Origin of the sequence: Pandoraea sp. CB10b_02 (assembly GCF_002216225.1) — a bacterium.
Lineage (GTDB): Bacteria > Pseudomonadota > Gammaproteobacteria > Burkholderiales > Burkholderiaceae > Pandoraea > Pandoraea nosoerga.
Genome location: NZ_NJGW02000018.1, coordinates 59,948 through 85,213 on the forward strand (window position 1 = coordinate 59,948; position 25,266 = coordinate 85,213).

A 25,266-nucleotide genomic window follows, 5' to 3' on the forward strand; every position below is an offset into this window, starting at 1 on the left:
CGCACCGCGCCGCGCCCGCTGGCGTGCGCGCGTGCGACCGCTGCTCATGGCCGCGCCCATCGTCATCTTGCTGGCGGTGATGCTGATCTATCCGGTCGGGCAACTGCTGCTGCTGAGCATTCGCGACAAGGGCGGCTTCACGCTGGCCGAATACCAGCGTCTGTTCGCCTCGTCGGTGTACGTCGAGGTGTTGCTCATCACACTCAAGGTCTCGCTCTACACGACGTTCTTCGCCGTGCTCACGGGCTACCCGATCGCCTACCGGCTCTCGACGCTCACCGGCGCGCGCAAGCAACGCCTGCTGTTCTGGGTGCTGCTCTCGTTCTGGACGAGCTTTCTCGTGCGCACGTTCGCATGGGTGGTGCTGCTCGGGCGCAACGGCGTGGTCAATCGCACGCTGATGGACCTCGGGCTGATCGACGCGCCGCTCTCGCTGCTCTACAGCTTCCCGGCCGTCGTGCTCGGCATGGTGCACGCGCTCATGCCGCTGGCCGTGCTCACCATGCTCTCCGTGATGGAGAACATCGACCGCCGTTTGCCGAGCGCGGCGTCGACGCTGGGCGCGCGTCCCGGCACGGTGTTCTGGCGCGTGTATTTTCCGCTGTCGCTGCCCGGCGTGGCGGCGGGCGCGCTGATGGTGTTCGTCACGTCGATCGGTTTCTTCATCACGCCGACGCTGCTCGGCGGCCGCCACGAGACGATGATCACGCAGCTCATCATCGATCAGGTCATGCAGGCGCTCAACTGGGGCTTCGCCGGTGCGATCTCCGTGCTGCTGCTCGCCGTGGTGCTCGTGGTGTTCTTCGTCTACGACCGCATGGTGGGGCTCTCCACGATGGCCGGCGGCGGCGGGGACGTGAAGACCGGCAAGCGTCGCGGCGGCTGGACGCGCGCGCTCGGCGAGGCGGTGCTCGGCGCGCTGGGCGCCGCCACGGACGTACTGCTGCGCGCGCTGCCGCGCAGCAAGCGCGAACAGGGCGACGGCCCGGTATTGCGCGTGCTCGTCCTTGTGCTCGTGCTGTTCCTCGCGGCGCCCGCGCTGCTGATGATTCCGATCTCGTTCGATTCGGCGTCGGGGCTGGCGTGGCCGCCCAAGGGCGTCTCGCTGCAGTGGTACCAGCAGGTCTGGGACTCGCCGCTGTGGATGCAGGCGATCACGCGCTCGATGCTCGTCGGCATCGGCGCCGGCCTGCTCTCGATGCTGATCGGCACGCCCGCGGCATTCCTGCTGGTGCGCGGCGGCATGCGCGGCAAGTCGGCAATGCTCGCCTTCGTGCTCGCGCCGATTGTCGTGCCGCGCATGATCCTGGCCGTCGGCGTGTTTTATTTCTTCGCCAAGGTCGGGCTCGTGGGCTCGAGCGTCGGGCTGACCATCGCGCACACCGTGGTGGCCGTGCCTTACGTCGTCATCACCATGATGGCGGTGCTGCGCAACTACGACACACGTCTCGATCTGGCCGCCTACAGCCTGGGCGCCCGGCCGTGGGCGACGCTGCGCCGCGTGACTTTCCCGATTCTCGGCGCGGGCCTGCTGTCGTCGTTCCTGTTCGCGTTCGCCACGTCGTTCGACGAGCTCACGATCGCGCTGTTCACGTCGGGCGGCCTGTCGACCACCTTGCCCAAGCAATTCTGGGACGAGATCACGATGCAGATCTCGCCGGTGATCGCGGCGGTCTCCACGTGCCTGTTCCTGTTCATCGCCGCACTGATCTGGGTGGCCGAGCGCCTGCGCCGGCGCAGCCTGGCCATCTGAAGCGGCATCTCCGATTCATCCGATTCATCCGATTCATCCGACTCAAGACTCACGGACGTTTGACACATGCTTCGCTCTGCACAACTGAAGGGCATTCTGCCGGCAATTCCCACGCCGGTGAATGCCGACGACACGATTCACACCGAAGCCACGCGCGCGCTGCTGCGCTACTTGCTGGGGCAGGGCATCGACGGCGTGGTGCCGCTGGGCGGCACCGGCGAGTATGGCGCGCTCTCGCGCGCCGAGCGCATTCGCATGGCCGAACTCACGGTGCGTGAAGTGCGCGATCACGGGCGCGACGTGCCGGTGATCGCCGGCGTGCTCGATCCGGGGTATCACGACGCCATCGAGGCCGGCCGTGACTTTGCCGCGGCCGGCGCCGACGGTCTGCTCGTGCTCACGCCGTACTACACCAATCCGACGCAAGCCGGCATTCGCGACTACTTCGTGCGCTATGCCGACGAGTCGCCGCTGCCCATTCTGATCTACGAGATTCCGTACCGCACGCGTATCGCCATCGCGCCGGAGGTGCTGCACGAGCTGTCGCGCCACGAGAACATCGTCGGCATGAAGGCGTGCAATACCGACATGTGGCACTTCCTGCGCACCGTGGCCGGCGTGGACGACTCCTTTGCCGTGCTGAGCGGCGAGGACACGTTGTTCCCGCTGCATGTGGCCGCCGGAGCGCGTGGCGGCATCGTGGTGACGGCCTCGCTGCTGCCCACGGCCTGGCAGCGCATCTTCGCGCTGGCCGCCGAAGGCAAGACGGCCGATGCGCTGGCGCTGCACCGTTCGCTCATTCCGCTGATGAACCTGGCGTTTGCCGAGACGAACCCCGGGCCGATGAAGTCGGTGATGGATCTGATCGGCGTGAATGCGCCGGCCATGCTCGCCCCGCTCGTGCCCCCCGCGCCCGCGCTGTCGGCGCAACTGCGCGAAGAGCTGCGCCGCCAGTTGGCGATCTTCGAAGGACGCTGATTCTGATTCGCGGCGAGCGGGAGGGTTGGCGAAGGGGGTTGGCGCCGGGGCGGCAGGCGAGGCCGCCTCGCCCCGGTGGCGGACGTTCGGCGACGGCCGTCGTCCGAATGCCGGATCAATGCTGGATCAATGCCGGATCAATGCCGGATCAACGCCGGAACGTCGACAGCCGCGACTTCGAGATCGAGGTCGCGGCTACCTGAACGTGCGGCGCGAGTTCCGCTTCGACGCGCTCGCGCGTCCAGCGGGAGGTCGGTACGGAGATGTTGATGGCCGCGACGGCCTGTCCGTCGTGGTCGGTGATCGGCGCGGCGACCGAAATGTCGCCCATGACGGTTTCGCTCTCGACGATCGCGTAGCCGCGCCGCGCCGCCGTCTGGATGCGTTCGAGCAGCTTTTTCTCGTCGAGCACGGTGTATGGCGTCATCGGCTCGAGCGGCGTGTTCGCGAGAATCTCGCGCACGCGAGTGTCGGACAGGCGCGACAGCATGGCAATGCCCGAGGCGGTAAACATGGCCGGAAGGCGCGCGCCCACGACGATGCCGATGTTCACGAGGTGCTGGCCGGGAAAGCGCGCGATATAGACGATCTCGTGGCCGTCGAGCTCCTGCAGGTTGGTCGTCTCGCCCACCCGGCGGAAGATGTCGAGCAGATACGGCGCGGCCTTCTCGACGAGATCGTTGGCACGAATGTAGTTGTACGAGAACTGAAGCACCTTGGTCGTGAGACCGTAAGTGCGCGTTTCGGGCACTCGGAACAAATACCCGAGCGCCTCGAGCGTGTGTACCAGTCGCTGCGTGGCGCTGCGATCGAGCCCGGCGGCTTTCGCGATATCGCCGAGCGTCATGTAGCGCGCGGGGCCGTCGAAGGCGTGCAACACCTGAAACGTCTTTTCCGTGGAACCGACGAACAGGGATGAGCGCGCGGCCGGTTGCGCCGTGTTCGCCGCTGCGGCGGCCTTGGCGGGGGCAGAGGCCGGAGCGTTTTCACCACGGCGGGAAGACCGAGCGGACGAGCGCGGCATGGTAGGGACCGGTATGTTCGGATTGTAACGATTGTGATTGTAATGCAATTGCTTGTGTGCGACTAACGATTTATCCCTGAGTCAAGGGCCGGGGCGAACGATTGGCATGCGCGACGCTCGTCGCGATGCCACATGAAGACAGGGGGAGCAATGCACGCGTTTTCGTGCGTGGAGGACTACCGCCAGGCGGCGCGGCGGCGGCTGACGAAACTGGCGTTCGATTATCTGGAGGGCGGGGCCGAAGATGGCGACGCGTTGCGCCGCAATCGCGATGCGTTCGCGCAGTGGGGCTTTTCGCCGCGGGTGCTGACCGACACGTCGCGCACGACGAGCGAGACGGCGTTCTGGGGACGCAAAGCCGCGGCACCCATGGCCGTGGGACCTACCGGGCTCAACGGCCTGTTCTGGCCGCGTGCGGACGAGTTGCTCGCGCGCGCGGCGGCCGACGCGGGGCTGCCGTTCGTGCTGTCGACGGCGTCGACCTCATTGCTCGAAGACGTGCGCGCTGCCGTGCCCGACGGTGAGCTGTGGCTCCAACTCTACGTGCAGCAGGATCGCCGCATCGCGCAGAACATGATGCAGCGCGCGCGCGAGGCGGGCTTTCGCACGCTGCTGCTCACCGTCGACACGCCGGTGCACGGCAAGCGCGATCACGACACGCGCAATGGCTTCAAGCTGCCGCTGAAGTTCACGCCGCGCCTGATCGCGGACTGCCTGCGCCATCCGCACTGGAGCTGGCAGATGCTGGCGCACGGCGCGCCGCAACTGCGCAACATCGCGCGCAGCGTCGGCGAGCGGGCCGATCTCGCGCGCCACGCCGCCATGCTGAGCCGCCAGATGGATCTGTCGCTGGGCTGGCACGACCTCGACTGGGTGCGCCGGCACTGGCCGGGAGAAGTGCTGGTCAAGGGCGTTCAGACGGTCGAAGACGCGCGGCTCGCGCAGGCGCACGGCGCCGACGGCATCGTCGTCTCCAATCACGGCGGACGTCAGTTGGGCAGCACGCTCGCGCCGCTCGAGGCGCTGCCGCCGATCGTCGAGGCGATCCACGCGAGCGGTCCGCCGATGACCGTTTTCGTCGACGGCGGCGTGCGGCGCGGCGCCGACGTGGCCAAAGCGGTCGCGCTCGGGGCCAGCGGCGTGCTCCTCGGGCGCGCGCCGCTCTATGGCGTGGCGGCCCGAGGCGGCGAGGGCGCCGCAGGCGTGCTCGCGCTGCTGCTCGCCGAGCTGCGCATCACGATGCAGCTGGCGGGCTGCGCGCGCGTGGACGAGCTCACGCCGCGGCGCCTGGCCCGGCTGCCGGCAATACGGGCCAATCAGGCAAACCCGCTATAATGTCCGGCGCCCGGTTGCCGTCGGGCGGCGTGGCATCCGGCAGGCCGCCGGACGCGCACGCCGCGCGGCGGCACGCCATTTTTCATCTACAGGAATGCCATCATGAGCTTCAACCACGTGCCTGCCGGTAAGGACATCCCCAACGATTTCAACGTCATCATCGAGATCCCCGCGCAAAGCGACCCGGTGAAGTACGAAGCCGACAAGGATCTGGGCCTGCTGGTCGTTGACCGCTTCATCGGCACGGGCATGCGCTATCCGGCCAACTACGGCTTCATTCCGCAGACGCTCGCCGGCGACGGTGACCCCGTCGACGCACTGGTCGTCACCCCGTTCCCGCTGCTGGCCGGATCGGTCGTGCGTTGCCGCGCGCTGGGCATGCTCAACATGACCGACGAGTCGGGGGTGGACGCCAAGCTGGTCGTCGTGCCGGTCGACAAGATCTGCCCGATGACGGCGCACATGAAGTCGATCGACGACGTGCCGGGTTACCTGAAGGACCAGATCAAGCACTTCTTCGAGCAGTACAAGGCGCTCGAGAAGGGCAAGTGGGTCAAGGTCGAAGGCTGGGAGGGCGTCGAGGCCGCCCACAAGGAAATCGTCGACGGCGTGGCCAACGCCAAGAAGTAAGCGATTTTCGCCTGTCATGCCGCTGCGGCGGCGTCCGAGGAACCCGGCCCCGCGCCGGGTTTCTTGTTTTCCGGCGGCCGTTTCCGGGCATCGCGCGAGCCGGCGCGGGCCGCAACAGGGCGCCGCGCCGGGGTCGCCGTGAAAGCGACGCCGAGTTCGGCGACAATGTCTGTCGGCGTTCATGCCGGGAGACCGGTTCGGAGTGAGGTGAGCGGTGAGTAGCGAAGTCGTCATCCGTGTAGTGCAATCGATCGAGGACGTGCCTGCCGACGCGTGGAATGCGCTCGCAGGCGGCAACCCTTTCGTGCAGCACGCGTTTTTGCACGCCATGCATGAGAGCGGCTGTGCGTCGAGGCGCACCGGCTGGCAGCCGGCCTATCTGCTCATGCACGCGGGCGACGTGCTCGCGGGCGCCATGCCGCTCTATGTGAAGTCGCATTCGCGCGGCGAGTATGTGTTCGACCACGCGTGGGCGGACGCCTTCGCTCGCCACGGCCTGCGCTATTACCCCAAGCTGTTGTGCGCGGTGCCTTTCTCGCCGGTCACGGGACCGCGTCTGCTCGCCCGCACGCACGCCGATCGGGTCGCGCTCGCGCGCGGCGCCATTGCGTTTGCCAGGCAGATGGACCTCTCCTCGATCCATGTGCTGTTCACCCACGACGACGATCTGGCCGCGCTCACCGAGGCGGGATATATGCTGCGCGAGGGGGTGCAGTTCCATTGGGAGAACGCGGGCTTCGCGACGTTCGACGACTTTCTCGCGCAGATGAACCAGGAAAAGCGCAAGAAGCTGAAGCAGGATCGCCGCCGGGTGCGCGACGCCGGGGTGACCTACCGGTGGCTGCGCGGCGCCGGGATCGACGATGCGGCGCTCGACTTCTTCTACCGTTGCTACGAAAACACGTATCGCGAACACTGGAATGCGCCGTATCTGAGCCGCGAATTCTTCGCACAGGTACACGCGGCGATGCCCGACGCGTTCCTGATCGTGCTGGCCGAGCGCGACGACCAGCCGCTTGCCTGTGCGCTCAACGTGGTGAGCGGCGACACGATGTACGGACGCTATTGGGGGACCACCGATTTCGTCTCCGGCATGCATTTCGAGACGTGCTACGCGCAGGGTATCGAATACTGCATCGCACATGGGCTGCGCAGCTTCGAAGGGGGCGCGCAGGGTGTGCACAAGATGTCGCGCGGCCTGCTGCCCACGCCGACGTGGTCGGCGCACTGGATCGCCGATGCGCGCTTTGCCGATGCCATCGCGGAGTTCCTCGACGCGGAGACGTCCGCGATGGACGAGCACATCGGCGAGTTGGAGGGGCATACGCCGTTCAAACGCGTGGCGTCCTGACCTCTCGCGGGCATGGCGGGGCCCGGCAAAACGGGGGCTCACGTAATATACTGGCGATTCCCACCGTCCGCCGAGCGCGCCGGGCGGGCGCGCCGGCCGCAGCGGCTGCGCGGCCTGCCGGGGCTCCGGCACATGGGCGATGCCTGGTAGCCGCCGACATGACCAACCGATTCCTCAATCTCTACAACCACGATTTCGCGCGTGTGGCCGTCGGAGTGCCGCAATGCCGCGTGGCCGATCCCGCATACAACGCCGCGCAGACGATTGCGCTCGCGCGCGAGGCCGATGCCGCCGGCGCCGTGCTCGTCGCCTTCCCCGAACTGGGCATTCCGGCCTATTCCTGCGAAGACCTGTTTCAGCAACGCGCCCTGCTCGATGCGTGCAACACGGCGCTCGCCTCGGTCGTCGAGGCCAGCCGCGAAATCGGCGCCGCACTCATCGTGGGCATGCCGGTGCGCGTGCAGCAGCGGCTCTTTAACTGCGCCGTGGTGGTCGCGCGCGGTCGCGTGCACGGCGTGGTGCCCAAGACGTATCTGCCGAACTACAGCGAGTTCTACGAAGCTCGCCAGTTCAATGCGGCGGACGATGCGGGCGTCGACACCGTGGCGCTGCTCGGCCACGACGTGCCGTTCGGCTCGCTGATCTTCGAAGCGGTCGATCAGCCTTTGCTGCGCTTTCACTGCGAAATCTGCGAAGACGTCTGGGTGCCGGTGCCGCCGTCGTCGTTTGCCGCGCTCGCCGGCGCGACGGTGCTCGTCAACCTGTCGGCGTCGAACATCGTTGTCGGCAAGTCGGCGTACCGCCATCAGTTGGTCGCGCAACAGTCGGCGCGCTGCCTGGCCGCGTATCTCTACACCTCGGCCGGACAGGGCGAGTCCACGACCGATCTGGCCTGGGATGGTCAGGCGCTCATCTACGAGAACGGGGACATGCTGGCCGAGTCGGCGCGCTTCGCGAGCGAGTCGCATCTGATCTATGCCGACATCGATCTCGAGCGGCTCGCGCGCGAGCGCATGCACCAGACGACGTTCGGCGTGTCGGTGCGGCGCCACGCCGGGGAGGTCGCGCGCTTTCGCACGGTCAGGGTCGATGTCGCCGTGCCGCGCGATGCCGAGCTGCCGCTCGCGCGCGCCATCGAGCGCTTCCCCTACGTGCCGGCCGATCCGCGCCGCCGCGACGAGCGCTGCCACGAGGTCTACAACATCCAGGTGCAGGCGCTCATGCAGCGCCTGTCGTCGTCGAAGATCCAGAAGGTCGTGATCGGCGTGTCCGGCGGTCTCGATTCCACGCACGCGCTGCTCGTCTGCGCGAAGGTCATGGACCGGCTCGGGCTGCCGCGCACCAATATCCTCGCGTACACCATGCCGGGCTTCGCCACGAGCGAGCGCACGCTGCGTCAGGCGCGCGAATTGATGGAGGCCGTCGGCTGCACCGCGCGCGAAATCGACATCCGCCCGAGCTGCATGCAGATGCTCAAGGATCTCGGCCATCCGTTCGCGCAGGGCAAGGAGGTCTACGACGTCACCTTCGAGAACGTGCAGGCGGGCGAGCGCACCAATCATCTGTTCCGTCTGGCGAACCATCTCGGTGCGATCGTCATCGGCACCGGCGATCTGAGCGAGCTGGCGCTGGGCTGGTGTACCTACGGCGTGGGCGATCACATGTCCCACTACAACGTGAACGCGAGCGTGCCGAAGACGCTCATCATGCATCTCGTGCGCTGGGTTGCCGAGACGGGGCAGTTGGGCGGTGCGTCGTCGGCGCAGATGACCGGCGGCAAGCATGCGAAGGGCGCCGCGGATGCCAAGGATGCCAAAGACGCGGGGGGCGCCGTGCACCGCCGCAACGTGCTCATCGACATCCTCGAGACGGAAATCAGCCCTGAGCTGGTGCCCGGCAAGGCGAACGGCGCTCCGGAGCAGCGCACGGAGCACTTCATCGGCCCCTACGAGCTGCAGGACTTCCATCTGTACTACACGCTGCGCTTCGGCTACGCGCCGAGCAAGGTCGCGTTCCTCGCCTGGAGCGCGTGGCACGACGCGTCGGCCGGCCGCTGGCCCGACGAGGGTCATCTCACCCGGCACGCATACGATCTGGCCGCGATCAAGCGCAACCTGCGCATCTTCGTGGACCGGTTCTTCCGCACCAGCCAGTTCAAGCGCTCGTGCGTGCCGAACGCACCGAAGGTTGGCACGGGCGGTTCGCTCTCGCCGCGCGGCGACTGGCGAGCGCCCAGCGATTCGGAGTCGGTGGTGTGGCTCGCGGATCTCGAGACGGTGCCCGACGACCCGCACGCCTGAGCCGTGACTGTCGCGCCCGGCGCACTGTCATCGGGGCGCCGCCGCCGGACCGGTACAATAGCCCGGCGAATTTTCAGAACATTCCAACCAAGATATTGAGGCGACAATGAAACGCGTAACTGCCATCATCAAACCGTTCAAGCTCGACGAAGTCCGCGAGGCGCTGGCCGAAGTCGGCGTCACGGGCCTGACCGTCACGGAAGTGAAGGGCTTCGGCCGCCAGAAGGGGCACACCGAGCTGTATCGCGGCGCCGAGTACGTCGTCGACTTCCTGCCCAAGATCAAGATCGAAGTCGTGGTGAGCGCCGCGCAGGCCGAGCAGGTCATCGACGCTGTGCTCGGCGCGGCTCGCACCGGCAAGATCGGCGACGGCAAGATCTTCGTGACGGACGTGGAGCGCGTGATCCGCATCCGGACCGGCGAAGAGGGCGAGCAGGCGGTCTGAGATCAGGCGCGCCGCCGCCGTTGCCGCGGCGCGCTCACAGGCAAGGCGCACAGGACGAAGAGGGCATGACGGAGGGCGACGGCTGCGCGAGCGGCGTCGCCCTTCGGCGTTAACGATGGACAGTCGATGGACAGTCGATGGATGGTCGCCGATCGTCCCCCAATCGTCGTTGATCCACGTAAATGACCATCAATCTGACCATCAACCGGCATTCATTGCATCGCGCAGAATCGGGCAGAACTGCGCTGGCCGCGCTGCCGGGCCAGTCCCGCTAGGACGTGAGTCTGACGTCGAAAGCTACCGTGAGCAGGCGCACCACGATGACGGACAGCGCGCTGATCGAGAGCGAGTAGACCGGGTCGATGTCGGCGTAGGTGAGGGCGATGTAGATCCATCCGCCAATGAAGGCGCACACCGCGTAGGGGCGCGTGTCGCGCAGCACGAGCGGCACCTCGTTGCAGAGAATGTCGCGCATGACACCGCCACCCACGCCGGTGATCACGCCCATCATCACGGACATGAACGCGGACATGTCCGTCTGCAGCGCGAGCGAGGTGCCCGACGCGCTGAAGAAGCCGAGCCCCACGGCGTCGGTGATAAGCAGCACGCGCTCGGTCGCCACGCGCGAGACGAGGCGCAGCACGCCGGAGGTCGAGAGCGAGAGCACGAGGATGAGCACGGTGTACCACTGGTGCTGCACCCAATAGAAGGGACGGTGATCGAGCAGCACGTCGCGCAACGTGCCGCCGCCGAAGGCGGTCGCGAAGGCCAGCACGAACGCGCCGACCGGGTCGAGATGCTGCTTGCGGGCTTCGGCAAAACCGGAGATGGCGCACGAGAATACGGCAATGGCCTCCATGATGGCCAGAATCGTAAGCAGTTGGGCGCTCATCTCGTGAATCATCGGCGAATCCTGTCGGTGATACGTCGTGATCTGCGGCGGCATGGGTAGCGGCATGGGACGATATCCGCAGCGATACCCCCGTATGGCGCGCTGCCGGGCGCACCGGTGAGAGCGTCAGGCGCCGGCGCGAGCCGCCTTCGTCTGCCCGGCCTGGAGCAATACTACCAGCGCGCCGCTGCCGCCGTCGCGTCCCTGCGCCTGCACCCAGGCGAGCACTTCGTTCTTCTGCGCGAGCCAGCTGCGGACCTTGTCCCTGAGCACCGGTTCGCGGTTGACCGAGCCCAATCCCTTGCCGTGGATGACGCGCACGCAGCGCAGCCCGCGTTTGACGACGTCGTGCAGGAAGGCCGACAGCGCCTCGCGCGCTTCGTCACGGCGCATGCCATGCAGATCGATCTGCGCCTGCACCACCCAGTCGCCGCGTTGCAGTTTGACGACGGTATCACGGCTGATGCCCGGACGCCGATAAGACAGGCGGTCGTCCGTATCGAAGAGTGCTTCGGGGTCGAACTCGTCGGAGAGCGATTCGAACAGAACGGCCGCTTCGTCCGCCTGCGTCAGGCGCGCCACCGGCGCCGGCGGGCGACGCGGATGCTCGACGCGGTTGGCCGCGCCCTTGCCGGAGAGCGGAGCGATGTCGCCGATGCTGTCGCGAAAGACGTTGGCGTCACGCGCGGCCTGCGCAGCGCGCCTGGCGGCGGCCACGCGCTCGGCGTCGCGCCGTGCCGTCTGCCTGGCGAGCGAATCGCGCAGACCGGCCAGGTCCTCGAGGCTGAGTTTGGGGGGCTTCTTGCTCATGATCGTGCGGAACAAGGACGGGATGTGTGGGCGGCGCCGGCCTCGCGTGGGGCTCACACGAGACGGGCGCTGCCGCGAGGCGTCGGCCGCGGGCCCGCGCGCCGGCTTACTGGTCGAGGTTCTCGAGGTAGCGCTGGGCGTCGAGTGCGGCCATGCAGCCCGTGCCGGCGCTGGTGATGGCCTGGCGGTAGATGTGGTCCTGCACGTCGCCGGCGGCGAAAACGCCCGGCACGCTGGTGGCCGTGGCGTTGCCGTTCAGGCCGCTGTGCGTGACGATGTAGCCGTTCTTCATCTCGAGCTGGCCCTCGAAGATGTCCGTGTTCGGCTTGTGGCCGATGGCGATGAACACGCCATGCAGCGCCACGTCTTCATGGGCGCCGGTCTTCACGTTCTTGATGCGCACGCCGGTCACGCCGGAGTCGTCGCCGAGCACTTCCTCGAGCACATGGTCGTACTTGAGCTCGACGACACCTTGCTTGGCCTTCTCGAGCAGGCGGTCGACGAGAATCGGCTCGGCGCGGAACTTGTCGCGGCGGTGGATCACGGTGACCTTGCTGGCGATGTTCGACAGATAGAGCGCTTCTTCGACGGCCGTGTTGCCCCCGCCGACGACGCAGACTTCCTTACCCTTGTAGAAGAAGCCGTCGCAGGTGGCGCAGGCGGACACGCCGCGGCCCGAAAAGGCGTCTTCCGACGGCAGGCCGAGATACTGCGCCGAGGCGCCGGTGGCAATGATCAGGGCGTCTGCCGTGTATTCGCCGGAGTCGCCGACCAGGCGCAGCGGGCGTTCGTTGAGGTGCGCCGTATGGATGTGGTCGAAGATCATCTCGGTCTTGAACGCCTCGGCATGCGCGCGCATGCGCTCCATCAGCTCGGGGCCTTGCACGCCGGTCGGGTCGCCGGGCCAGTTCTCGACGTCGGTGGTGGTCATCAGTTGGCCGCCCTGGGCGAGCCCGGTGATCAGCACGGGGTTGAGGTTGGCGCGCGCGGCATAGACAGCAGCGCTGTAGCCGGCGGGGCCGGAACCGAGAATCAGGACTTTGGCGTGCTTGGGAGCGGACATGGACGGACTCACCGGAAAGGGGGATGAAAGCTGACGCCGGGGACCGGCGCAAACCGACATTATAAAGGGGCGACGTGGTTTCGTTGATCGAGCCTGGCAATTGGGCCGATAGCCTGCGCGCCGGCCCTTCGGGCGTGCAATGGCGCGCCGGCACACGGCCCGCAGATGGGGGCGCAGGCGCCAAAACCCAAGTGCGGCGCAGTGGTGGATCGGCGGGGCGGCGGGGCGGCAGGGCCGATGGCGGCGGACGGCGGCCGATGGGGGACGCGGCGTCGCTCTTTGGCGTTACTGCTTGTCACCTTTTCGTGCGTTGAGCGTTGTAATAGTTGTTTACAATGGAGCCTTGCCGCGCGGCAGGCCGCCCGTCTGCCCGCCCAACCTCATGGCTTGATGACGACGAAATCTTCCTTCTCTGCTGGTGCCGGATCGTCGTTGCCCAACCGGGTGACGCACCTATTCCATGAAATCCGCTGGATGGCGCAAGTCGCGCTGATGGTGTTCCTGTTGATGGCGCTGTTCTCGTACAGCCGTCTGGACCCCAGTTGGACGCACGCGGCGCACGTGGAGCGAATCGCCAACTGGGCGGGGCGCGTCGGCGCGTGGGTGGCCGACATGCTGCTGCTCATGCTCGGCCTGTCCGCGTACTGGCTGGTCGTGTTCATTGCCCGGCGCGTGGTGTCGGGCTACCGGCGCATCTCGGCCCGACGCGAGGCGCCCCCGCTGCGCGAACGGCTCGTCAGCGGCGGGTGGGTGGAGATCGTCTCCTCGCTGATGGTGCTGCTCTCGAGCGCCGGCATCGAGTCGCTGCGCCTGTACCGTTTCAAGGCGCAGTTGCCGCGTGCGTCCGGCGGAGTGATCGGCGAGACCGTCGGCAGCTTTTTCCAGCATGCGCTCGGCTTTACGGGCGGCACGCTCGCGTTGCTGCTCATCTTCGCGTTCGGTCTGTCGCTGCTGTTCCATTTTTCCTGGCTTTCGGCCGCTGAAAAGCTCGGTGCGCTGATCCTCGACACGGGCACCGTGATCCGTCGCCGTCGCGAGGCACGCCAGGACCGGCGCCTGGGCGAGGAAGCCGCGATCGCGCGAGAGGGCGCCGTGGTGCAGAACCGCGTGCGCGCCGAAGTTCACGAGCCGGTGCAGATCGTGCCGCCGGTCAAGGTCGTCCCCAAGAGCGAGCGTGTGGAGAAGGAGAAGCAGGCGCCGCTGTTTGCCGATCTGCCCGACTCGATGCTGCCGCCGCTGGCGTTGCTCGACCCGGCGCCGGCCGCACAGGAAACCGTGTCGGCCGAGACGCTCGAATTCACCTCGCGTCTGATCGAGAAGAAACTCAAGGACTTTGGCGTCGAGGTGAGCGTGGTGGCGGCCTATCCGGGACCGGTCATCACCCGCTACGAGATCGAGCCGGCCACGGGCGTCAAGGGCAGCCAGATCGTGAATTTGGCCAAGGATCTGGCGCGTTCGCTCTCGCTGGTGTCGATCCGCGTGGTCGAAACCATTCCCGGCAAGAACTACATGGGGCTGGAGCTGCCGAATCCGCGTCGCCAGACGGTGCGGCTGACAGAGATTCTCGGCTCGGAAATCTACAACGATTCGTCGTCGCTGCTCACGCTGGCGCTGGGCAAGGACATCGGCGGCAAGCCGGTGGTCGCCGATCTGGCGAAGATGCCCCACCTGCTGGTGGCCGGCACGACCGGCTCGGGCAAGTCGGTCGGCATCAACGCGATGATCCTGTCGCTGCTCTACAAGGCGACGGCCGAGCAGGTCCGCCTGATCCTGATCGATCCGAAGATGCTCGAAATGAGCATGTACGAGGGGATTCAGCATCTGCTCTGCCCGGTGGTGACGGACATGCGTCAGGCCGGTCATGCGCTGAACTGGGTGGTGGCCGAGATGGAGCGCCGCTACAAGCTCATGAGCAAGCTCGGCGTGCGCAACCTCGCGGGCTACAACAACAAGATCGACGACGCCGCCAAGCGCGACGAGCACATCCCGAATCCGTTCTCGCTCACGCCCGAGGAGCCCGAGCCGCTTTCGCGCCTGCCATACATCGTGGTCGTGATCGACGAACTGGCCGACCTGATGATGGTCGTGGGCAAGAAGGTCGAAGAGCTGATCGCGCGCATTGCGCAAAAGGCGCGCGCGGCGGGCATCCACCTGATTCTGGCGACGCAGCGTCCGTCGGTGGACGTCATCACCGGCCTGATCAAGGCGAACGTGCCGACGCGCGTGGCGTTCCAGGTGTCGTCCAAGATCGATTCGCGGACCATCCTCGACCAGCAGGGCGCCGAGACGCTCCTCGGCATGGGCGACATGCTCTACATGCCGCCGGGCACCGGTCTGCCGTTGCGGGTGCACGGGGCGTTCGTGGCCGATGACGAAGTGCATCGCGTGGTGGAGCGCCTCAAGGAGCAGGGCGAGGCGAACTACGTCGAGGGCATTCTGGAAGGCACTGTCGAGGGTGAAGACGGTGGCCTCGACGGCGCCGCCGGCGGAACCGGCGAGGGCGGCGGCGAGTCCGATCCGCTGTACGATCAGGCGGTGGCCGTGGTGCTCAAGCAGCGTCGCGCGTCGATTTCGCTGGTGCAGCGGCATCTGCGCATCGGCTACAACCGGGCGGCCCGGCTGCTCGAGCAGATGGAACAGTCCGGCGTGGTGTCGGCGATGGCGAGCAACGGCAACCGGGAGATTCTGGTGCCGAATCGCGAAGGAGAGTAAGAAACATGCTGGGATTCAAACGCGGCTTGCCGCTCGTGGCGGGGGTTGTCGGCGTGACGATGGCGGCGCTCGTCGCGCCCGCATACGCGAGCGGCACGGCACAGCTCAAGGCGTTCGCAGCGCAGGTGAAGTCCGCGCGCGGCGAGTTCGAGCAAAAGCAGGTGAAGGCGCAGAAGGACGGCAACGTGTCGGTGACGAACACGTCTTCCGGCACGTTCGAGTTCTCGCGTCCGGGCCGCTTCATCTGGCGCTACGTGAAGCCATACGATCAGTTGCTGCAGGCGGACGGCGAAACGCTCTACATCTACGACAAGGATTTGAATCAGGTGACCGAGCGCAAGCTGGGCGCCTCGCTCGGCGCGAGCCCGGCGGCGATCCTGTTCGGCAGCAACGACATCGAGAAGAACTTCACGCTCAAGGACGCCGGGGTGAAGAACGGCATCGACTGGGTCGAGCTGCGTCCGAAGTCGCAGGACACGCAGTTCCAGCGCGTCGGCATCGGTTTTCGCGACGGCGCGCTGGCAGCCATGGAGCTCTATGATGCATTTGGCAACGTGACGCTGCTGACCTTCGACAAGATCCAGAAGAACCCGCCAATGTCGCCGGATCACTTCAAGTTCACCCCGCCCACGGGGGCGGACCTGATCAAGGGCTGAGCGACGCCGGCGCTCATTTGGCGGCCCTCGCCGGCCGCACGGCCGCCGGGCTGGCATAATGAGGCATCTGATGATCCGTATGCGGCCGGGGACTTCCCGGCCGCACTGCTTGAAGACATGCCAGACGACGCACCCCTGTCGGCTTCGGTGCCATTGGCCGAGCGCCTGCGCCCACATACCATCGACGACGTGATTGGCCAGCGCCACTTGCTGGGCAAGGGCAAACCCCTGCGCGTGGCGTTCGAGGCGGGGCGTCCGCACTCGATGATCCTCTGGGGCCCGCCGGGCGTGGGCAAGACCACGCTCGCGCGCCTCATGGCCGACGCTTTCAAGGCGTACTTCATCGCGCTGTCCGCCGTGCTCTCGGGCGTGAAGGACATTCGCGACGCCGTCGAAGCCGCGCAGATCCAACGCTCGCAAGGCAAGCAGACGGTGGTGTTCGTCGACGAGGTGCATCGTTTCAACAAGGCGCAGCAGGACGCTTTCCTGCCGCACGTCGAATCGGGCCTGTTCATTTTCGTCGGCGCGACGACGGAGAACCCGTCATTCGAGGTGAATGGCGCATTGCTTTCGCGGGCGGCCGTCTATGTGCTCAAGAGTCTGAACGACGAAGAGCTCGGTGAAATGGTCACGCGCGCGGCGCATGAGCTGGGCGGCATTGCATTCACGGACGAGGCGCGTCAGGGGCTCATCGATTCGGCGGACGGAGACGGGCGCAAGCTGCTCAACAACGTCGAGATCGTTGCGCAGGCCGCAATGTCACAGGGGCTCGACACGATCGACGAAGCGTTGCTGGCGAGCGTGCTGGCCGAGAATCTGCGGCGCTTCGACAAGGGCGGCGATGCGTTTTACGATCAGATCAGCGCGCTGCACAAGTCGGTGCGCGGCAGCTCGCCGGACGGCGCGCTGTACTGGTTCTGTCGCATGCTCGACGGCGGGGCCGATCCGCGCTATCTCGCGCGTCGCATTGTGCGCATGGCCTGGGAGGACATCGGGCTGGCGGATCCGCGCGCCGCGCGCATTGCGCTGGATGCGGCGGAGACCTATGAGCGCCTCGGCACGCCGGAAGGCGAGCTGGCGTTGGCCCAGGCGATTCTCTATCTCGCCGCGGCGCCGAAATCGAACGCCGGTTACAACGCCTATAACCAGGCGAGGGCGTTCGTCAGCAAGGACAAGTCGCGCGCGGTGCCGATCCATCTCCGGAATGCGCCGACCAAGCTGATGAAAGAGCTCGGCTACGGCCACGCGTATCGTTATGCTCATGACGAACCGGAGGCTTACGCCGCGGGCGAAACCTATTTCCCCGACGACCTGCGCGCGCAGAACTGGTATCGCCCGGTGCCGCGCGGCCTGGAGGGGAAGATCGGCGAGAAGCTCAATTGGCTGAAGTCGCTCGACGCCGAATGGCGCCGCGCGAATACCAGGGGGCGCAAGCCCGAGCCGACCGGAAAGTCCGCCACGGCGGGCGCGGCGCCCTCCGAAAAGACACCGCCGGCCGAATCGTCCGACGACGAGTCGGCATAAGTCACGTAAGCCGCGTAAGCCTGCGCCCCATGGCATTGCGGCGGTGTTGAACGATGACGCTGGCGCCCGGCGAGTGAAATCAGACGGAATCCCGGTGCGTGTTTGGTAAAATCGCCGCTTTGGTGCAGCGCTGGCGCCGTGCAAGGCGCGCGCCAGCTCGGCCACAACGAACTCCATGGTCCACGCGTGTGGGCCGCTAACGACAGACATCCCACCATGCTCGACATTCAACTTCTTCGCAAGGATCTCGACGGCGTTGCGGCGCGACTGCAGACGCGCGGCTACACGCTGGACGTGGCGACGTTCGCCGCGCTCGAGGCGGAGCGCAAGCAGATCCAGACGCAAACCGAGGAACTGCAGGCGCGCCGCAATGCGCTCTCGAAGCAGGTCGGCATGAAAAAGGGCAAGGGCGAGGACGCCTCGGCCGAGATTGCCGAGGTGGGCGGCATTGCCGACACGCTCAAGGCGTCGTCGGTGCGCCTGGAGGAGATTCAGACGCGACTGTCGGAGCTGCTGCTCGGCGTGCCGAACCTGCCGCACGAGAGCGTACCGGTCGGCAAGGACGAGACGCACAACGTTGAAGTGCGTCGCTGGGGCACGCCGCGCGAATTCGATTTCACGCCGCGCGACCACGTGGATCTCGGCGCGAGGCTCGGCCTGGATTTCGATGCGGCGGTCAAGCTTGCCGGCGCACGCTTCTCGGTGATGAAGGGCGGGATTGCGCGACTGCATCGTGCGCTGGCGCAGTTCATGATCGACACGCATACGTCGGAGCATGGCTACACGGAAATGTACGTGCCGTACATCGTGAATGCGGCGTCGATGCGTGGCACGGGGCAGTTGCCGAAGTTCGAGGACGACCTGTTCAAGGTGCCGCGCAAGGTGGGCGGTGAAGACGGTGAGCGTACCGAGAACTTCTATCTGATCCCCACGGCGGAGGTATCGCTGACGAACCTGGTGCGCGACGAACTGCTGAGCGCCGACGAGGTGCCGCTGCGCATGGTGGCGCACACACCTTGCTTCCGCTCGGAGGCAGGCAGTTACGGCAAGGACACGCGCGGCATGATTCGCCAGCATCAGTTCGACAAGGTCGAGCTGGTGCATGTGGTGCGTCCGGAGGAATCCTACGACACGCTGGAGATGCTCGTCGGCCATGCGGAAGCGATTCTGCAGAAGCTGGAGTTGCCGTATCGCACGATCGTGCTGTGCACGGGCGACATGGGTTTCGGCAGCGCGAAGACATACGACATGGAAGTGTGGATTCCGGCGCAGAACACATACCGCGAGATTTCGTCGTGTTCGAACATGGAGAGCTTCCAGGCGCGCCGGATGCAGGCGCGTTATCGCAATGCGCAGGGCAAGCCGGAGCTGGTGCATACGCTCAACGGCTCGGGCCTGGCGGTGGGGCGTGCCCTGGTCGCCGTGCTGGAGAACTATCAGAACGCCGACGGTTCGGTGACCGTGCCCGACGTGCTGCGTCCCTACATGGGCGGTATCGAACGTCTCGAGCCGGCTGCGTAAAAAAATCTTAAAAAAGGGGTTGGCAGCGAAAGAAATTCCGCTATAATCTCTTTCTCGCTGCTTGAGGCCACTCAGGCAGCGAGCCAAAGCAGCAAGAACGCTTGGAGAGGTGGCAGAGTGGTCGAATGCGCCGGACTCGAAATCCGGTATACGGTTATACCGTATCGTGGGTTCGAATCCCACCCTCTCCGCCAAGCCCCTTATGCTGCTTGACTCAAAGGCCGGTTATCCGGCCTTTTTGTTTTGCTGTGCCTCAAAACTCCGAGGCACTTGTGCCCAAATTGTGACCGAGTTTGCATGCTCGGCCAGATGGTCGGGCGCAAGGTGGGCATAACGCAGAACCATCTCGTAGCTCGCCCATCCCCCCATCTCCATCAGAGTTTGCAATGGCGTTCCGTTCTGGACGTGCCAGCTTGCCCATGTATGGCGAAGGTCGTGGAATCGGAAATCGCTGATCCCCGCACGCTTGCATGCGCCTTTCCATTGGACGTTATCCAGATACTCCAGCGGTTCGCCATTCCTCACAAAGACACGAGTTTGGTGCTTCCCGATCTGGCGGCGAATCACTTCGACGGCCTCGTCGTTCAACGGAACCCCAATCGGCTTACCCGCCTTTGCTTGGTCGGGATGTATCCAAGCGCGTCGTCTCACTAGGTCAACCTGCGACCATTCCAGACCGAAGATATTGCCGCGCCGCAAGCCAGTGGAAAGGGCCAATGTTGCAACATCTCTCAGCCAGTCGGTTTTGATGGCTTTGAGCAGCTTTTGTGCCTCCTCAGGCGCGATCCAACGAATGCGTTTTGAAGGCTCAACAAGGTCCTCCAATGTCGGCGCTCGATTGATCCACTCCCACGGGCCTGCGGCATCGTTGAGCATCGCCCGAATGGTCGCAAGATAGCGGTTCTTCGTTGCGTTGCTCGTCTTTGTCTCCGTCTTGCCGCGCATGTACGTCTGAGGCAGTGCATCTATAATGCGGTCACGGGTGAGCTTGTCCAGAGCTTCGCCGCGGAACGACTCACGAAAATGCAAAATGTGCCGTTCCTTACTCTCGTAGTCCTTCGACCCGGACTGTTCTGTCAGATACCTTACGGCGGCTTCTGCGAACGTCCGGGACGGCTTTTCCCCGAGCTTTGTTACTCGCCACGCTTCGGCTTTGACCTTGTCGTGGTATTCCTGAGCTTCCTTTCGGTCGCTCGTGCCAGCAGAACGTCTAAGTCTTTCTCCGCCTGGTAAGCGGATGTCAATCCAATAGACGTCTCCGCGCTTACGGATGGGCATAGTTTCTCCTTCTCCGCCGGCGCCGGTCGGTTGCCATTGTACGCCGGGATGTTTTTCAGTTGCTCGGGCCATATCCGCCACGCGGCTCCGACTCGGAAAAATCCAAGTTCCTGCCGGTGTGCATATGCTGTGCTGTAGGAAACGCCGAGCAGTTCGGCGGCTTCACGAATGCTTATCGCTCCCATCGTCTAACCTCCATTCCTTCGCGGTGACCCGCAGAAGTTCGTTCGTACTATCATGGGTACCCGGCCACTCTCGGAAGCCGCTCAAACCATGCCAACCCTCAACTTCGTGTACCGCGGTTGCAACGTCGACATCGAGATCGGCGAGCGTGCAACCCTCTGGGACATCACCATCGAGGTGACGCCGTTCGACGGCGTCGAACTCATCGAACCGTTCGGCGCCCGCAAGCTGAAGCTGGCGAAGGTCGAGGAACTGGACGAGATCCAGGCGGCGCTTGTCGAAGAGATCCAGATGGCGATCGATCATCGGCTTGTTGGCTGCTGAGCGGCCCCTGGATGGCCCTGCGTTCGAGAGCGACGAAGAAATCAAACGGTCGTTTGGGTGTTCCGGGTATTCCATACTTCCTGACGTAATTTGGCTTCGTAGACTGATCTGACCGTATGGTGCTGATTTGCCCCCTGGCGCCGCGGATTCAGGGCCCATCCCCATCGATGGGCCTTTTTTCGTTCTGGCCGGGTGGGTGGTCATGCTGCCGCCCTCGCACGTCGCTCCTTCGCGCTCCAGGCAGCCATTTCTGGCACATTCGCGCGCACGAGCGCGGCAGCCATTGGCGGGCTGACGCTGTTGCCGCACATCCGCACCTGCGCGTGTTTCGGTAGGCGCCGGCCGTCGATGACAGGCGCGATCACATAGGTGGACGGAAAGCCCTGCGCAGCATAGAGCTCGTGCGGCTCGAGCATACGCATGCCAATGTCAGCGATCTGGTATTGCTCGCCGGCGACGGTGACCAGGCCGAGACGGTCCTTGGTCGGGATCGTGTGCATCGGGTCACGGCAATCCTGATCCTGGCCGCCCTCGCTGTAGTACTTCACCAGGAAGGCGCGAACCTGGCCGATATGGTTGCCCTGCGCCGATATCGTTGGCACGGGCTCTGCGGTAGCGCTTCCCGTGCATTCGCCGCGCAGCTTGACCAGGTGGGACGACACCAGTGCGTGATGGTCGGTGGTCGTGACCGTGCTGGTCGGCTGATCGAGGCTGACGCCCGGACCGTCGTAGTTCCCACCGTAGTGCTTGGCGAGGAAGGCCGACACCAGCGCGTGTTTGGCGCCGCCGGCCACAACGGTGCCGAGCGGCTTGTCGAGACCCGGGGCGCGCGGTGCTTGGCCCGCAATCAGGATGGGGTCGTCGAGAGAGCCGCACTTCACGCAACCGCAAGTCGGTAGATCTGCGCGATCGTAAATTGTCGAGCAAGAACCGCAGCGCCAACGGTCAGGACGCTCGCCGTATCCCGTCTGCACCAGCGTCGCGGACGCAAGCGCGAAGTGGCCGCCCTTGACCTCGGCGCACTGGGTGCGCAGCGGCTCGTCTGCTGGCCATGATCGTTGCGTCGACGCGTTCGCGCACTCCGTGAGCACCGGTGCGACGATGCCGTAACCGTGCTTCGCCGTGATCGTTTGCAGCGGTTCCCCGATGGCTTGACCTCGGAAGTAGTCGTAGCCGTGGTTTACCTTCACGATGAACGGATCGGCCGAGTCGATGACATACCGACGGATGCCGCGCGCAATGCGTCGCTGCGTGGCGTCTGCGAGCGGCTTGACGCGCTCGAAGATGGACGGGCAGGGGATTGACCAGTCGATGCACTCGGCGGCCGTGCGCCACGGCTTGCGCAGGCCTGCGAGCACCGCCGCGCTGTCCGGGGCGCCATGTGTCGGCTCGGGCCACACGATCGGCTTACTGTCGCAACGGGCGATCAGGAACAAGCGCTTGCGGATCGTCGGGGCGCCGTAGTCGCATGCGCGAAGCTCGCGGTGATCGACCGCGTAGCCCAGGCCTTCGAGCTGCCGTACGAACGAGCGGAACGTATCGCCTTTGCGTCGCGGGCACGGTGAGCCATCGGCCAGCACCGGGCCCCACGTGCGGAATTCTTCAACGTTCTCGAGCATGATGACGCGCGGGCGCACCAACGCGGCCCAGCGCATCGCCACCCATGCCAGGCCGCGAATCTTCTTGTCGCGCGGCTTGCCGCCCTTGGCCTTGCTGAAGTGCTTGCAGTCAGGCGAGAACCAGGCGAGGCCGACGGGACGCCCTTGCGTCAGTACGAGAGGATCGACGTCCCACACGGATTCGCAATGATGCTCGGTCTGCGGGTGGTTCATGGCGTGCATTGCCACGGCCTCGGGGTCGTGGTTGATGGCGTGGTCGACGTGGCGCCCCAGCGCGAGCTCAATGCCGCAGCTCGCGCCGCCGCCGCCGGCGAAGTTGTCGATGATCAATTCGGGCTGAATGTCGAGGAGGAATTGGTCTCTGATCACGATTTCCGCTCCTCCGCTGCCTGAGAGGCTACCGGGCACGAATAGCAGGCGTTCCAGCCCATGCCGAGGCAGCCTGCTACGTCCTTTGTCGGCTCGCCGCAGGGTGCCGTCTTGATTGGGATGATCTTCACGCTTCACCTCCCTTTCCGTCGGCCTGCGAGGCGGCGATTGCTGCGTCGATAGCTTCCCGAGTGCTGTCGTATGACCGCTTCGTTGCGGCTCGCACGAACTGACGCCCGCTATCCTCGTCCGGGTCTTCGATCATTACCCAGCACCTTTCACCGTCGTGCGAGTGCGCCACGTATGCCCCGCGCTGCGCCATCCAGTCCAGTCGCTCGGTGTCGGTTCGGGATTTCACGCATCCCCCTTCGCCGTACTGGCGGCAATGAATTTCGGGCCGATGACTGCATCCTCCGCCGCCATGTAGTGCAGAGCGCTCGCTACGAGCATTTCCGACAGAGTGGCGATGCTGGCAGACGAAATACCCTCCGGCCATGTCAGCGTGACCTTGCCACCTTCGGGGAGCGGGAACGTCAGAAGCTGCTCGCCCGGCAGAACTCGCGAGCGCGTTACCTTGCGATCCCCGCCATCCGCCGACAGCGCGGCGCGGCCGAGCTCCCATCCCGAACTGAAGCCCTGACGCAAGAACACGAGTTCTTCGGCATGGCACGGTGGCACGGTTCTTTTCCATGTCTTGAACGCCTCCCGCTCATCCCCGCCCACCTTCGCGGGAGACGTTAGGGCGGCGCGAAGTTGGCGATACAGTGCGTTCGATTGATTTGTAAGCTTTTCCGTGTAGCCTTCCGCACCGATTTGCCGTTGCAATGCTGCAAATTCGTTCAGACTCAATTCAAGGTCCCCCACTTGCTGCGCATCCGCCGAGCGCTGTGCGTAGATGCCCGTGCGCTTGTCGGGATCGCCAAAGTGCTCGCGTTCCAGTTCGGCATAACGCTCGCCGCCTTTCAGCGACCGAATACCCTCGGCACGAACCTGCGAAACGATGTCGCACAGGCTCGCTTGCGAGGCGGCATGTTCGCCGTTCAAAAGCACATCCAACTCACGCACGAGCCGGTCGTGGTCGGTGCGCTCGCCGCCATTCACGGGCGCGGCGTAGAGCTTCGTGCCAACGGGAACGTCGGCAGCTTTGAAGCACGCCATCGTGAAACCGTCTGTACCTGGCATCGTTCCAGCTACGCCAACCGCCTCTTGCCCTGCGCTCTGTGCGGCTGGCGTGGGGGCGGCGGCGAGCATGCGCTCCCACAGGTCAGCCATATAAGCAGACCAGTTATAGTCGCCGCCGATCTTGACATTCAGTGCGAACGCAACCGCACGATCAAGCATTTCGCCGCTAGGCACTTTCGGCACCACGCATTGGGTGCTCGCATCAAACGTCACGGTCTTGTGGTCAGGCATTCTGGTTCTCCAATGCGCGGCGGCCAGCACGCTTTGCGGCGACCATGAAGCGGTAGAGGCCGAAGAGAAGGCCGGGGGACTGGTGCTGGTACCCGCGAACGGTTTCGATCATGTCTTCGTGCAGGTTCCCGTGTGCCAAGCATGCGCACGGGACATGGGCCTTCACGTACTGACGCGCATCGGTGCAGTGGCGGCAGGTCTTGTACAAGTCGAAATAGCCGTCCCAGACGCCGACGACCTTTTCATAAGGCTCGCCTCGCGCGATCGCACGCCCGCACTCGTCGCACTTGTGAACCTTTCGGGCCGTGTAGACCTTCTTCGTGTAGAGGGTCGGCTGGACGTCGTAATCGCAGTAGCAGCTCACGATTTCACCTCATTCTGATTGACGCGCGGCGCGCGTGCGTTCTCGGGCCAGTAGTCGGTCCATTCCAACGGCTATCCGGATTACTCGGTGGAAAGTGATAAATGATGCGCAGCGGGCAGCGCGGCGGCAGGCCGACGAGCCAGCGAAGCAGGTTGATGAGGGTGCGCATGGTCAGCCCTCCGCAGGCGCCGTCGCCGGGATGCGCAGGTTCTTCGCGATGGCGTAGGCTCGACCGCCGATGTCGTTCAGGCTGCTGCGGCGCTGCTTTTCCAGCCGTTGGCCTGTTTCCCGATACTGGTGGTGTGCTCGATCGCCGCGGCGTATCCCTTGCGGCTGATGTACCTCTTGTCCATGCAAAGCCGGAGAAGCAATTCGGCGACTTGGACGCGCTCGAGCAATTCGGTCAAATGGGGCGTTTTGTCATCGGCCACATTCGCGCGGAACACCAGGATCGTGATATCGACGCATTCCTTTGCGATTTGGGCGCCGAAAAGCCGCTTTGGATCACGCGGCATGTTCCTGACCAGATCGTCTGCGATATCAAGCAGCGCGTACGCCGCTCGATAAATGGGGAGCTGCGTATGTTGGGCCACGGCTCAAATGGTCAAATGACTGAAGGGATAAATCTGCGGACGGCCACCGCGCGAAACCGGTTGTCCTGGAAGTCGTAGTACTGGCAACCATCGTAGAAGTACTGATACCAGGCGAAGCCGCCATCACGC

General features: G+C 65.2%; 22 protein-coding genes, 1 tRNA gene and 1 pseudogene. 13 read left to right on the forward strand and 11 right to left on the reverse strand.

What is annotated here, in order from left to right:
• The first annotated feature begins 46 nt into the window (after positions 1–46).
• Positions 47–1,753, forward strand: a complete 1,707-nt coding sequence (locus tag CDN36_RS17495; RefSeq protein WP_150556341.1) for an ABC transporter permease subunit — start codon at positions 47–49, stop codon at positions 1,751–1,753.
• 66 nt (positions 1,754–1,819) lie between these two features.
• The gene (locus CDN36_RS17500; RefSeq protein ID WP_287497429.1) at positions 1,820–2,731 is read left to right on the forward strand and encodes a dihydrodipicolinate synthase family protein; all 912 of its coding nucleotides are present in this window, start codon (positions 1,820–1,822) and stop codon (positions 2,729–2,731) included.
• A gap of 148 nt (positions 2,732–2,879) precedes the next feature.
• Here CDN36_RS17500 and CDN36_RS17505 read toward each other — a convergent pair whose 3' ends face one another.
• Positions 2,880–3,755, reverse strand: coding sequence for an IclR family transcriptional regulator (locus CDN36_RS17505; protein WP_287497430.1), 876 nt, complete (start codon positions 3,753–3,755; stop codon positions 2,880–2,882).
• 132 nt (positions 3,756–3,887) lie between these two features.
• On the opposite strand from CDN36_RS17505, the gene CDN36_RS17510 reads away from it, so the two are divergent.
• The 5 genes from CDN36_RS17510 to CDN36_RS17530 all read left to right on the forward strand — a co-directional run bounded on the left by CDN36_RS17510 (position 3,888) and on the right by CDN36_RS17530 (position 9,816).
• Positions 3,888–5,090, forward strand: coding sequence for an alpha-hydroxy acid oxidase (locus CDN36_RS17510; protein WP_287497431.1), 1,203 nt, complete (start codon positions 3,888–3,890; stop codon positions 5,088–5,090).
• A 102-nt stretch (positions 5,091–5,192) separates the two neighbouring features.
• Positions 5,193–5,720 carry an inorganic diphosphatase gene (gene ppa / locus CDN36_RS17515; RefSeq protein ID WP_150556288.1) on the forward strand — a complete coding sequence of 176 codons (528 nt, stop codon included), beginning with the start codon at positions 5,193–5,195 and terminating at the stop codon, positions 5,718–5,720.
• A gap of 214 nt (positions 5,721–5,934) precedes the next feature.
• Positions 5,935–7,071 (forward strand): GNAT family N-acetyltransferase, encoded by a 1,137-nt coding sequence (locus CDN36_RS17520; RefSeq protein WP_287497432.1) that lies wholly within the window; start codon positions 5,935–5,937, stop codon positions 7,069–7,071.
• Between the two features lie 158 nt (positions 7,072–7,229).
• Positions 7,230–9,371: an NAD(+) synthase gene (locus CDN36_RS17525; RefSeq protein ID WP_287497433.1), complete on the forward strand. Its 2,142-nt coding sequence runs from the start codon at positions 7,230–7,232 to the stop codon at positions 9,369–9,371.
• A 106-nt stretch (positions 9,372–9,477) separates the two neighbouring features.
• Entirely contained in the window at positions 9,478–9,816 is a 339-nt protein-coding gene (locus CDN36_RS17530) for a P-II family nitrogen regulator (RefSeq protein ID WP_010805431.1), read from the forward strand.
• 271 nt (positions 9,817–10,087) lie between these two features.
• Here CDN36_RS17530 and CDN36_RS17535 read toward each other — a convergent pair whose 3' ends face one another.
• The 3 genes from CDN36_RS17535 to trxB form a co-directional block, all read right to left on the reverse strand.
• A complete protein-coding gene (locus CDN36_RS17535; protein ID WP_370750351.1) occupies positions 10,088–10,708 on the reverse strand; it encodes a trimeric intracellular cation channel family protein in 621 nt (206 codons plus the stop codon).
• A 126-nt stretch (positions 10,709–10,834) separates the two neighbouring features.
• Positions 10,835–11,518 carry a Smr/MutS family protein gene (locus CDN36_RS17540; protein WP_287497434.1) on the reverse strand — a complete coding sequence of 228 codons (684 nt, stop codon included), beginning with the start codon at positions 11,516–11,518 and terminating at the stop codon, positions 10,835–10,837.
• Between the two features lie 106 nt (positions 11,519–11,624).
• Positions 11,625–12,581: a thioredoxin-disulfide reductase gene (gene trxB, locus CDN36_RS17545; RefSeq protein ID WP_150556284.1), complete on the reverse strand. Its 957-nt coding sequence runs from the start codon at positions 12,579–12,581 to the stop codon at positions 11,625–11,627.
• 390 nt (positions 12,582–12,971) lie between these two features.
• Between trxB and CDN36_RS17550 the strand changes: the two genes are divergently transcribed.
• The 5 genes from CDN36_RS17550 to CDN36_RS17570 all read left to right on the forward strand — a co-directional run bounded on the left by CDN36_RS17550 (position 12,972) and on the right by CDN36_RS17570 (position 19,188).
• Positions 12,972–15,293, forward strand: a complete 2,322-nt coding sequence (locus CDN36_RS17550) for a DNA translocase FtsK (RefSeq protein WP_150556283.1) — start codon at positions 12,972–12,974, stop codon at positions 15,291–15,293.
• Between the two features lie 5 nt (positions 15,294–15,298).
• Positions 15,299–15,949, forward strand: coding sequence for an outer membrane lipoprotein chaperone LolA (gene lolA / locus CDN36_RS17555; protein WP_287497435.1), 651 nt, complete (start codon positions 15,299–15,301; stop codon positions 15,947–15,949).
• A gap of 117 nt (positions 15,950–16,066) precedes the next feature.
• A complete protein-coding gene (locus CDN36_RS17560) occupies positions 16,067–17,473 on the forward strand; it encodes a replication-associated recombination protein A (RefSeq protein WP_287497436.1) in 1,407 nt (468 codons plus the stop codon).
• 216 nt (positions 17,474–17,689) lie between these two features.
• Positions 17,690–18,994 carry a serine--tRNA ligase gene (gene serS / locus CDN36_RS17565; protein WP_150556280.1) on the forward strand — a complete coding sequence of 435 codons (1,305 nt, stop codon included), beginning with the start codon at positions 17,690–17,692 and terminating at the stop codon, positions 18,992–18,994.
• Between the two features lie 103 nt (positions 18,995–19,097).
• Positions 19,098–19,188, forward strand: a tRNA-Ser gene (locus CDN36_RS17570).
• A gap of 31 nt (positions 19,189–19,219) precedes the next feature.
• On the opposite strand, the gene CDN36_RS17575 is transcribed toward CDN36_RS17570, so the two are convergent.
• Complete coding sequence (locus CDN36_RS17575) at positions 19,220–20,272, reverse strand: tyrosine-type recombinase/integrase (RefSeq protein ID WP_025249618.1); 1,053 nt, start codon at positions 20,270–20,272, stop codon at positions 19,220–19,222.
• A gap of 65 nt (positions 20,273–20,337) precedes the next feature.
• Positions 20,338–20,457: pseudogene (locus CDN36_RS22595) on the reverse strand (helix-turn-helix domain-containing protein); the annotation flags it as partial.
• 88 nt (positions 20,458–20,545) lie between these two features.
• Between CDN36_RS22595 and CDN36_RS17580 the strand changes: the two are divergent.
• Positions 20,546–20,779 (forward strand): hypothetical protein, encoded by a 234-nt coding sequence (locus CDN36_RS17580; protein ID WP_287497437.1) that lies wholly within the window; start codon positions 20,546–20,548, stop codon positions 20,777–20,779.
• Positions 20,780–20,979: 200 nt separating this feature from the next.
• On the opposite strand, the gene CDN36_RS17585 is transcribed toward CDN36_RS17580, so the two are convergent.
• From CDN36_RS17585 to CDN36_RS17605, 5 genes are all read right to left on the reverse strand, one after another.
• The gene (locus tag CDN36_RS17585; protein WP_287497438.1) at positions 20,980–22,767 is read right to left on the reverse strand and encodes a DNA cytosine methyltransferase; all 1,788 of its coding nucleotides are present in this window, start codon (positions 22,765–22,767) and stop codon (positions 20,980–20,982) included.
• Between the two features lie 127 nt (positions 22,768–22,894).
• Entirely contained in the window at positions 22,895–23,125 is a 231-nt protein-coding gene (locus tag CDN36_RS17590) for a hypothetical protein (RefSeq protein WP_287497439.1), read from the reverse strand.
• Complete coding sequence (locus CDN36_RS17595) at positions 23,122–24,180, reverse strand: hypothetical protein (protein WP_287497440.1); 1,059 nt, start codon at positions 24,178–24,180, stop codon at positions 23,122–23,124. The genes CDN36_RS17590 and CDN36_RS17595 overlap by 4 nt, the downstream gene beginning before the upstream one ends.
• Positions 24,173–24,544: a hypothetical protein gene (locus tag CDN36_RS17600; RefSeq protein WP_287497441.1), complete on the reverse strand. Its 372-nt coding sequence runs from the start codon at positions 24,542–24,544 to the stop codon at positions 24,173–24,175. Before CDN36_RS17600 ends, CDN36_RS17595 begins: the two co-directional genes overlap by 8 nt.
• Before the next feature lie 245 nt (positions 24,545–24,789).
• The gene (locus tag CDN36_RS17605; RefSeq protein WP_287497442.1) at positions 24,790–25,137 is read right to left on the reverse strand and encodes a four helix bundle protein; all 348 of its coding nucleotides are present in this window, start codon (positions 25,135–25,137) and stop codon (positions 24,790–24,792) included.
• Positions 25,138–25,266: the final 129 nt, after the last annotated feature.

What these genes read in the sequence shown, in the direction of transcription:
- CDN36_RS17495 (WP_150556341.1), top strand. Translation starts at nt 47, where the DNA reads ATGGCCGCGCCCATCGTCATCTTGCTGGCGGTGATGCTGATCTATCCG.
- CDN36_RS17500 (WP_287497429.1), top strand. Translation starts at nt 1,820, where the DNA reads ATGCTTCGCTCTGCACAACTGAAGGGCATTCTGCCGGCAATTCCCACG.
- CDN36_RS17505 (WP_287497430.1), bottom strand. Translation starts at nt 3,755, where the DNA reads ATGCCGCGCTCGTCCGCTCGGTCTTCCCGCCGTGGTGAAAACGCTCCG.
- CDN36_RS17510 (WP_287497431.1), top strand. Translation starts at nt 3,888, where the DNA reads ATGAAGACAGGGGGAGCAATGCACGCGTTTTCGTGCGTGGAGGACTAC.
- ppa (WP_150556288.1), top strand. Translation starts at nt 5,193, where the DNA reads ATGAGCTTCAACCACGTGCCTGCCGGTAAGGACATCCCCAACGATTTC.
- CDN36_RS17525 (WP_287497433.1), top strand. Translation starts at nt 7,230, where the DNA reads ATGACCAACCGATTCCTCAATCTCTACAACCACGATTTCGCGCGTGTG.
- CDN36_RS17530 (WP_010805431.1), top strand. Translation starts at nt 9,478, where the DNA reads ATGAAACGCGTAACTGCCATCATCAAACCGTTCAAGCTCGACGAAGTC.
- CDN36_RS17535 (WP_370750351.1), bottom strand. Translation starts at nt 10,708, where the DNA reads ATGAGCGCCCAACTGCTTACGATTCTGGCCATCATGGAGGCCATTGCC.
- CDN36_RS17540 (WP_287497434.1), bottom strand. Translation starts at nt 11,518, where the DNA reads ATGAGCAAGAAGCCCCCCAAACTCAGCCTCGAGGACCTGGCCGGTCTG.
- trxB (WP_150556284.1), bottom strand. Translation starts at nt 12,581, where the DNA reads ATGTCCGCTCCCAAGCACGCCAAAGTCCTGATTCTCGGTTCCGGCCCC.
- CDN36_RS17550 (WP_150556283.1), top strand. Translation starts at nt 12,972, where the DNA reads ATGACGACGAAATCTTCCTTCTCTGCTGGTGCCGGATCGTCGTTGCCC.
- lolA (WP_287497435.1), top strand. Translation starts at nt 15,299, where the DNA reads ATGCTGGGATTCAAACGCGGCTTGCCGCTCGTGGCGGGGGTTGTCGGC.
- CDN36_RS17560 (WP_287497436.1), top strand. Translation starts at nt 16,067, where the DNA reads ATGCCAGACGACGCACCCCTGTCGGCTTCGGTGCCATTGGCCGAGCGC.
- serS (WP_150556280.1), top strand. Translation starts at nt 17,690, where the DNA reads ATGCTCGACATTCAACTTCTTCGCAAGGATCTCGACGGCGTTGCGGCG.
- CDN36_RS17575 (WP_025249618.1), bottom strand. Translation starts at nt 20,272, where the DNA reads ATGCCCATCCGTAAGCGCGGAGACGTCTATTGGATTGACATCCGCTTA.
- CDN36_RS17580 (WP_287497437.1), top strand. Translation starts at nt 20,546, where the DNA reads ATGCCAACCCTCAACTTCGTGTACCGCGGTTGCAACGTCGACATCGAG.
- CDN36_RS17595 (WP_287497440.1), bottom strand. Translation starts at nt 24,180, where the DNA reads ATGCCTGACCACAAGACCGTGACGTTTGATGCGAGCACCCAATGCGTG.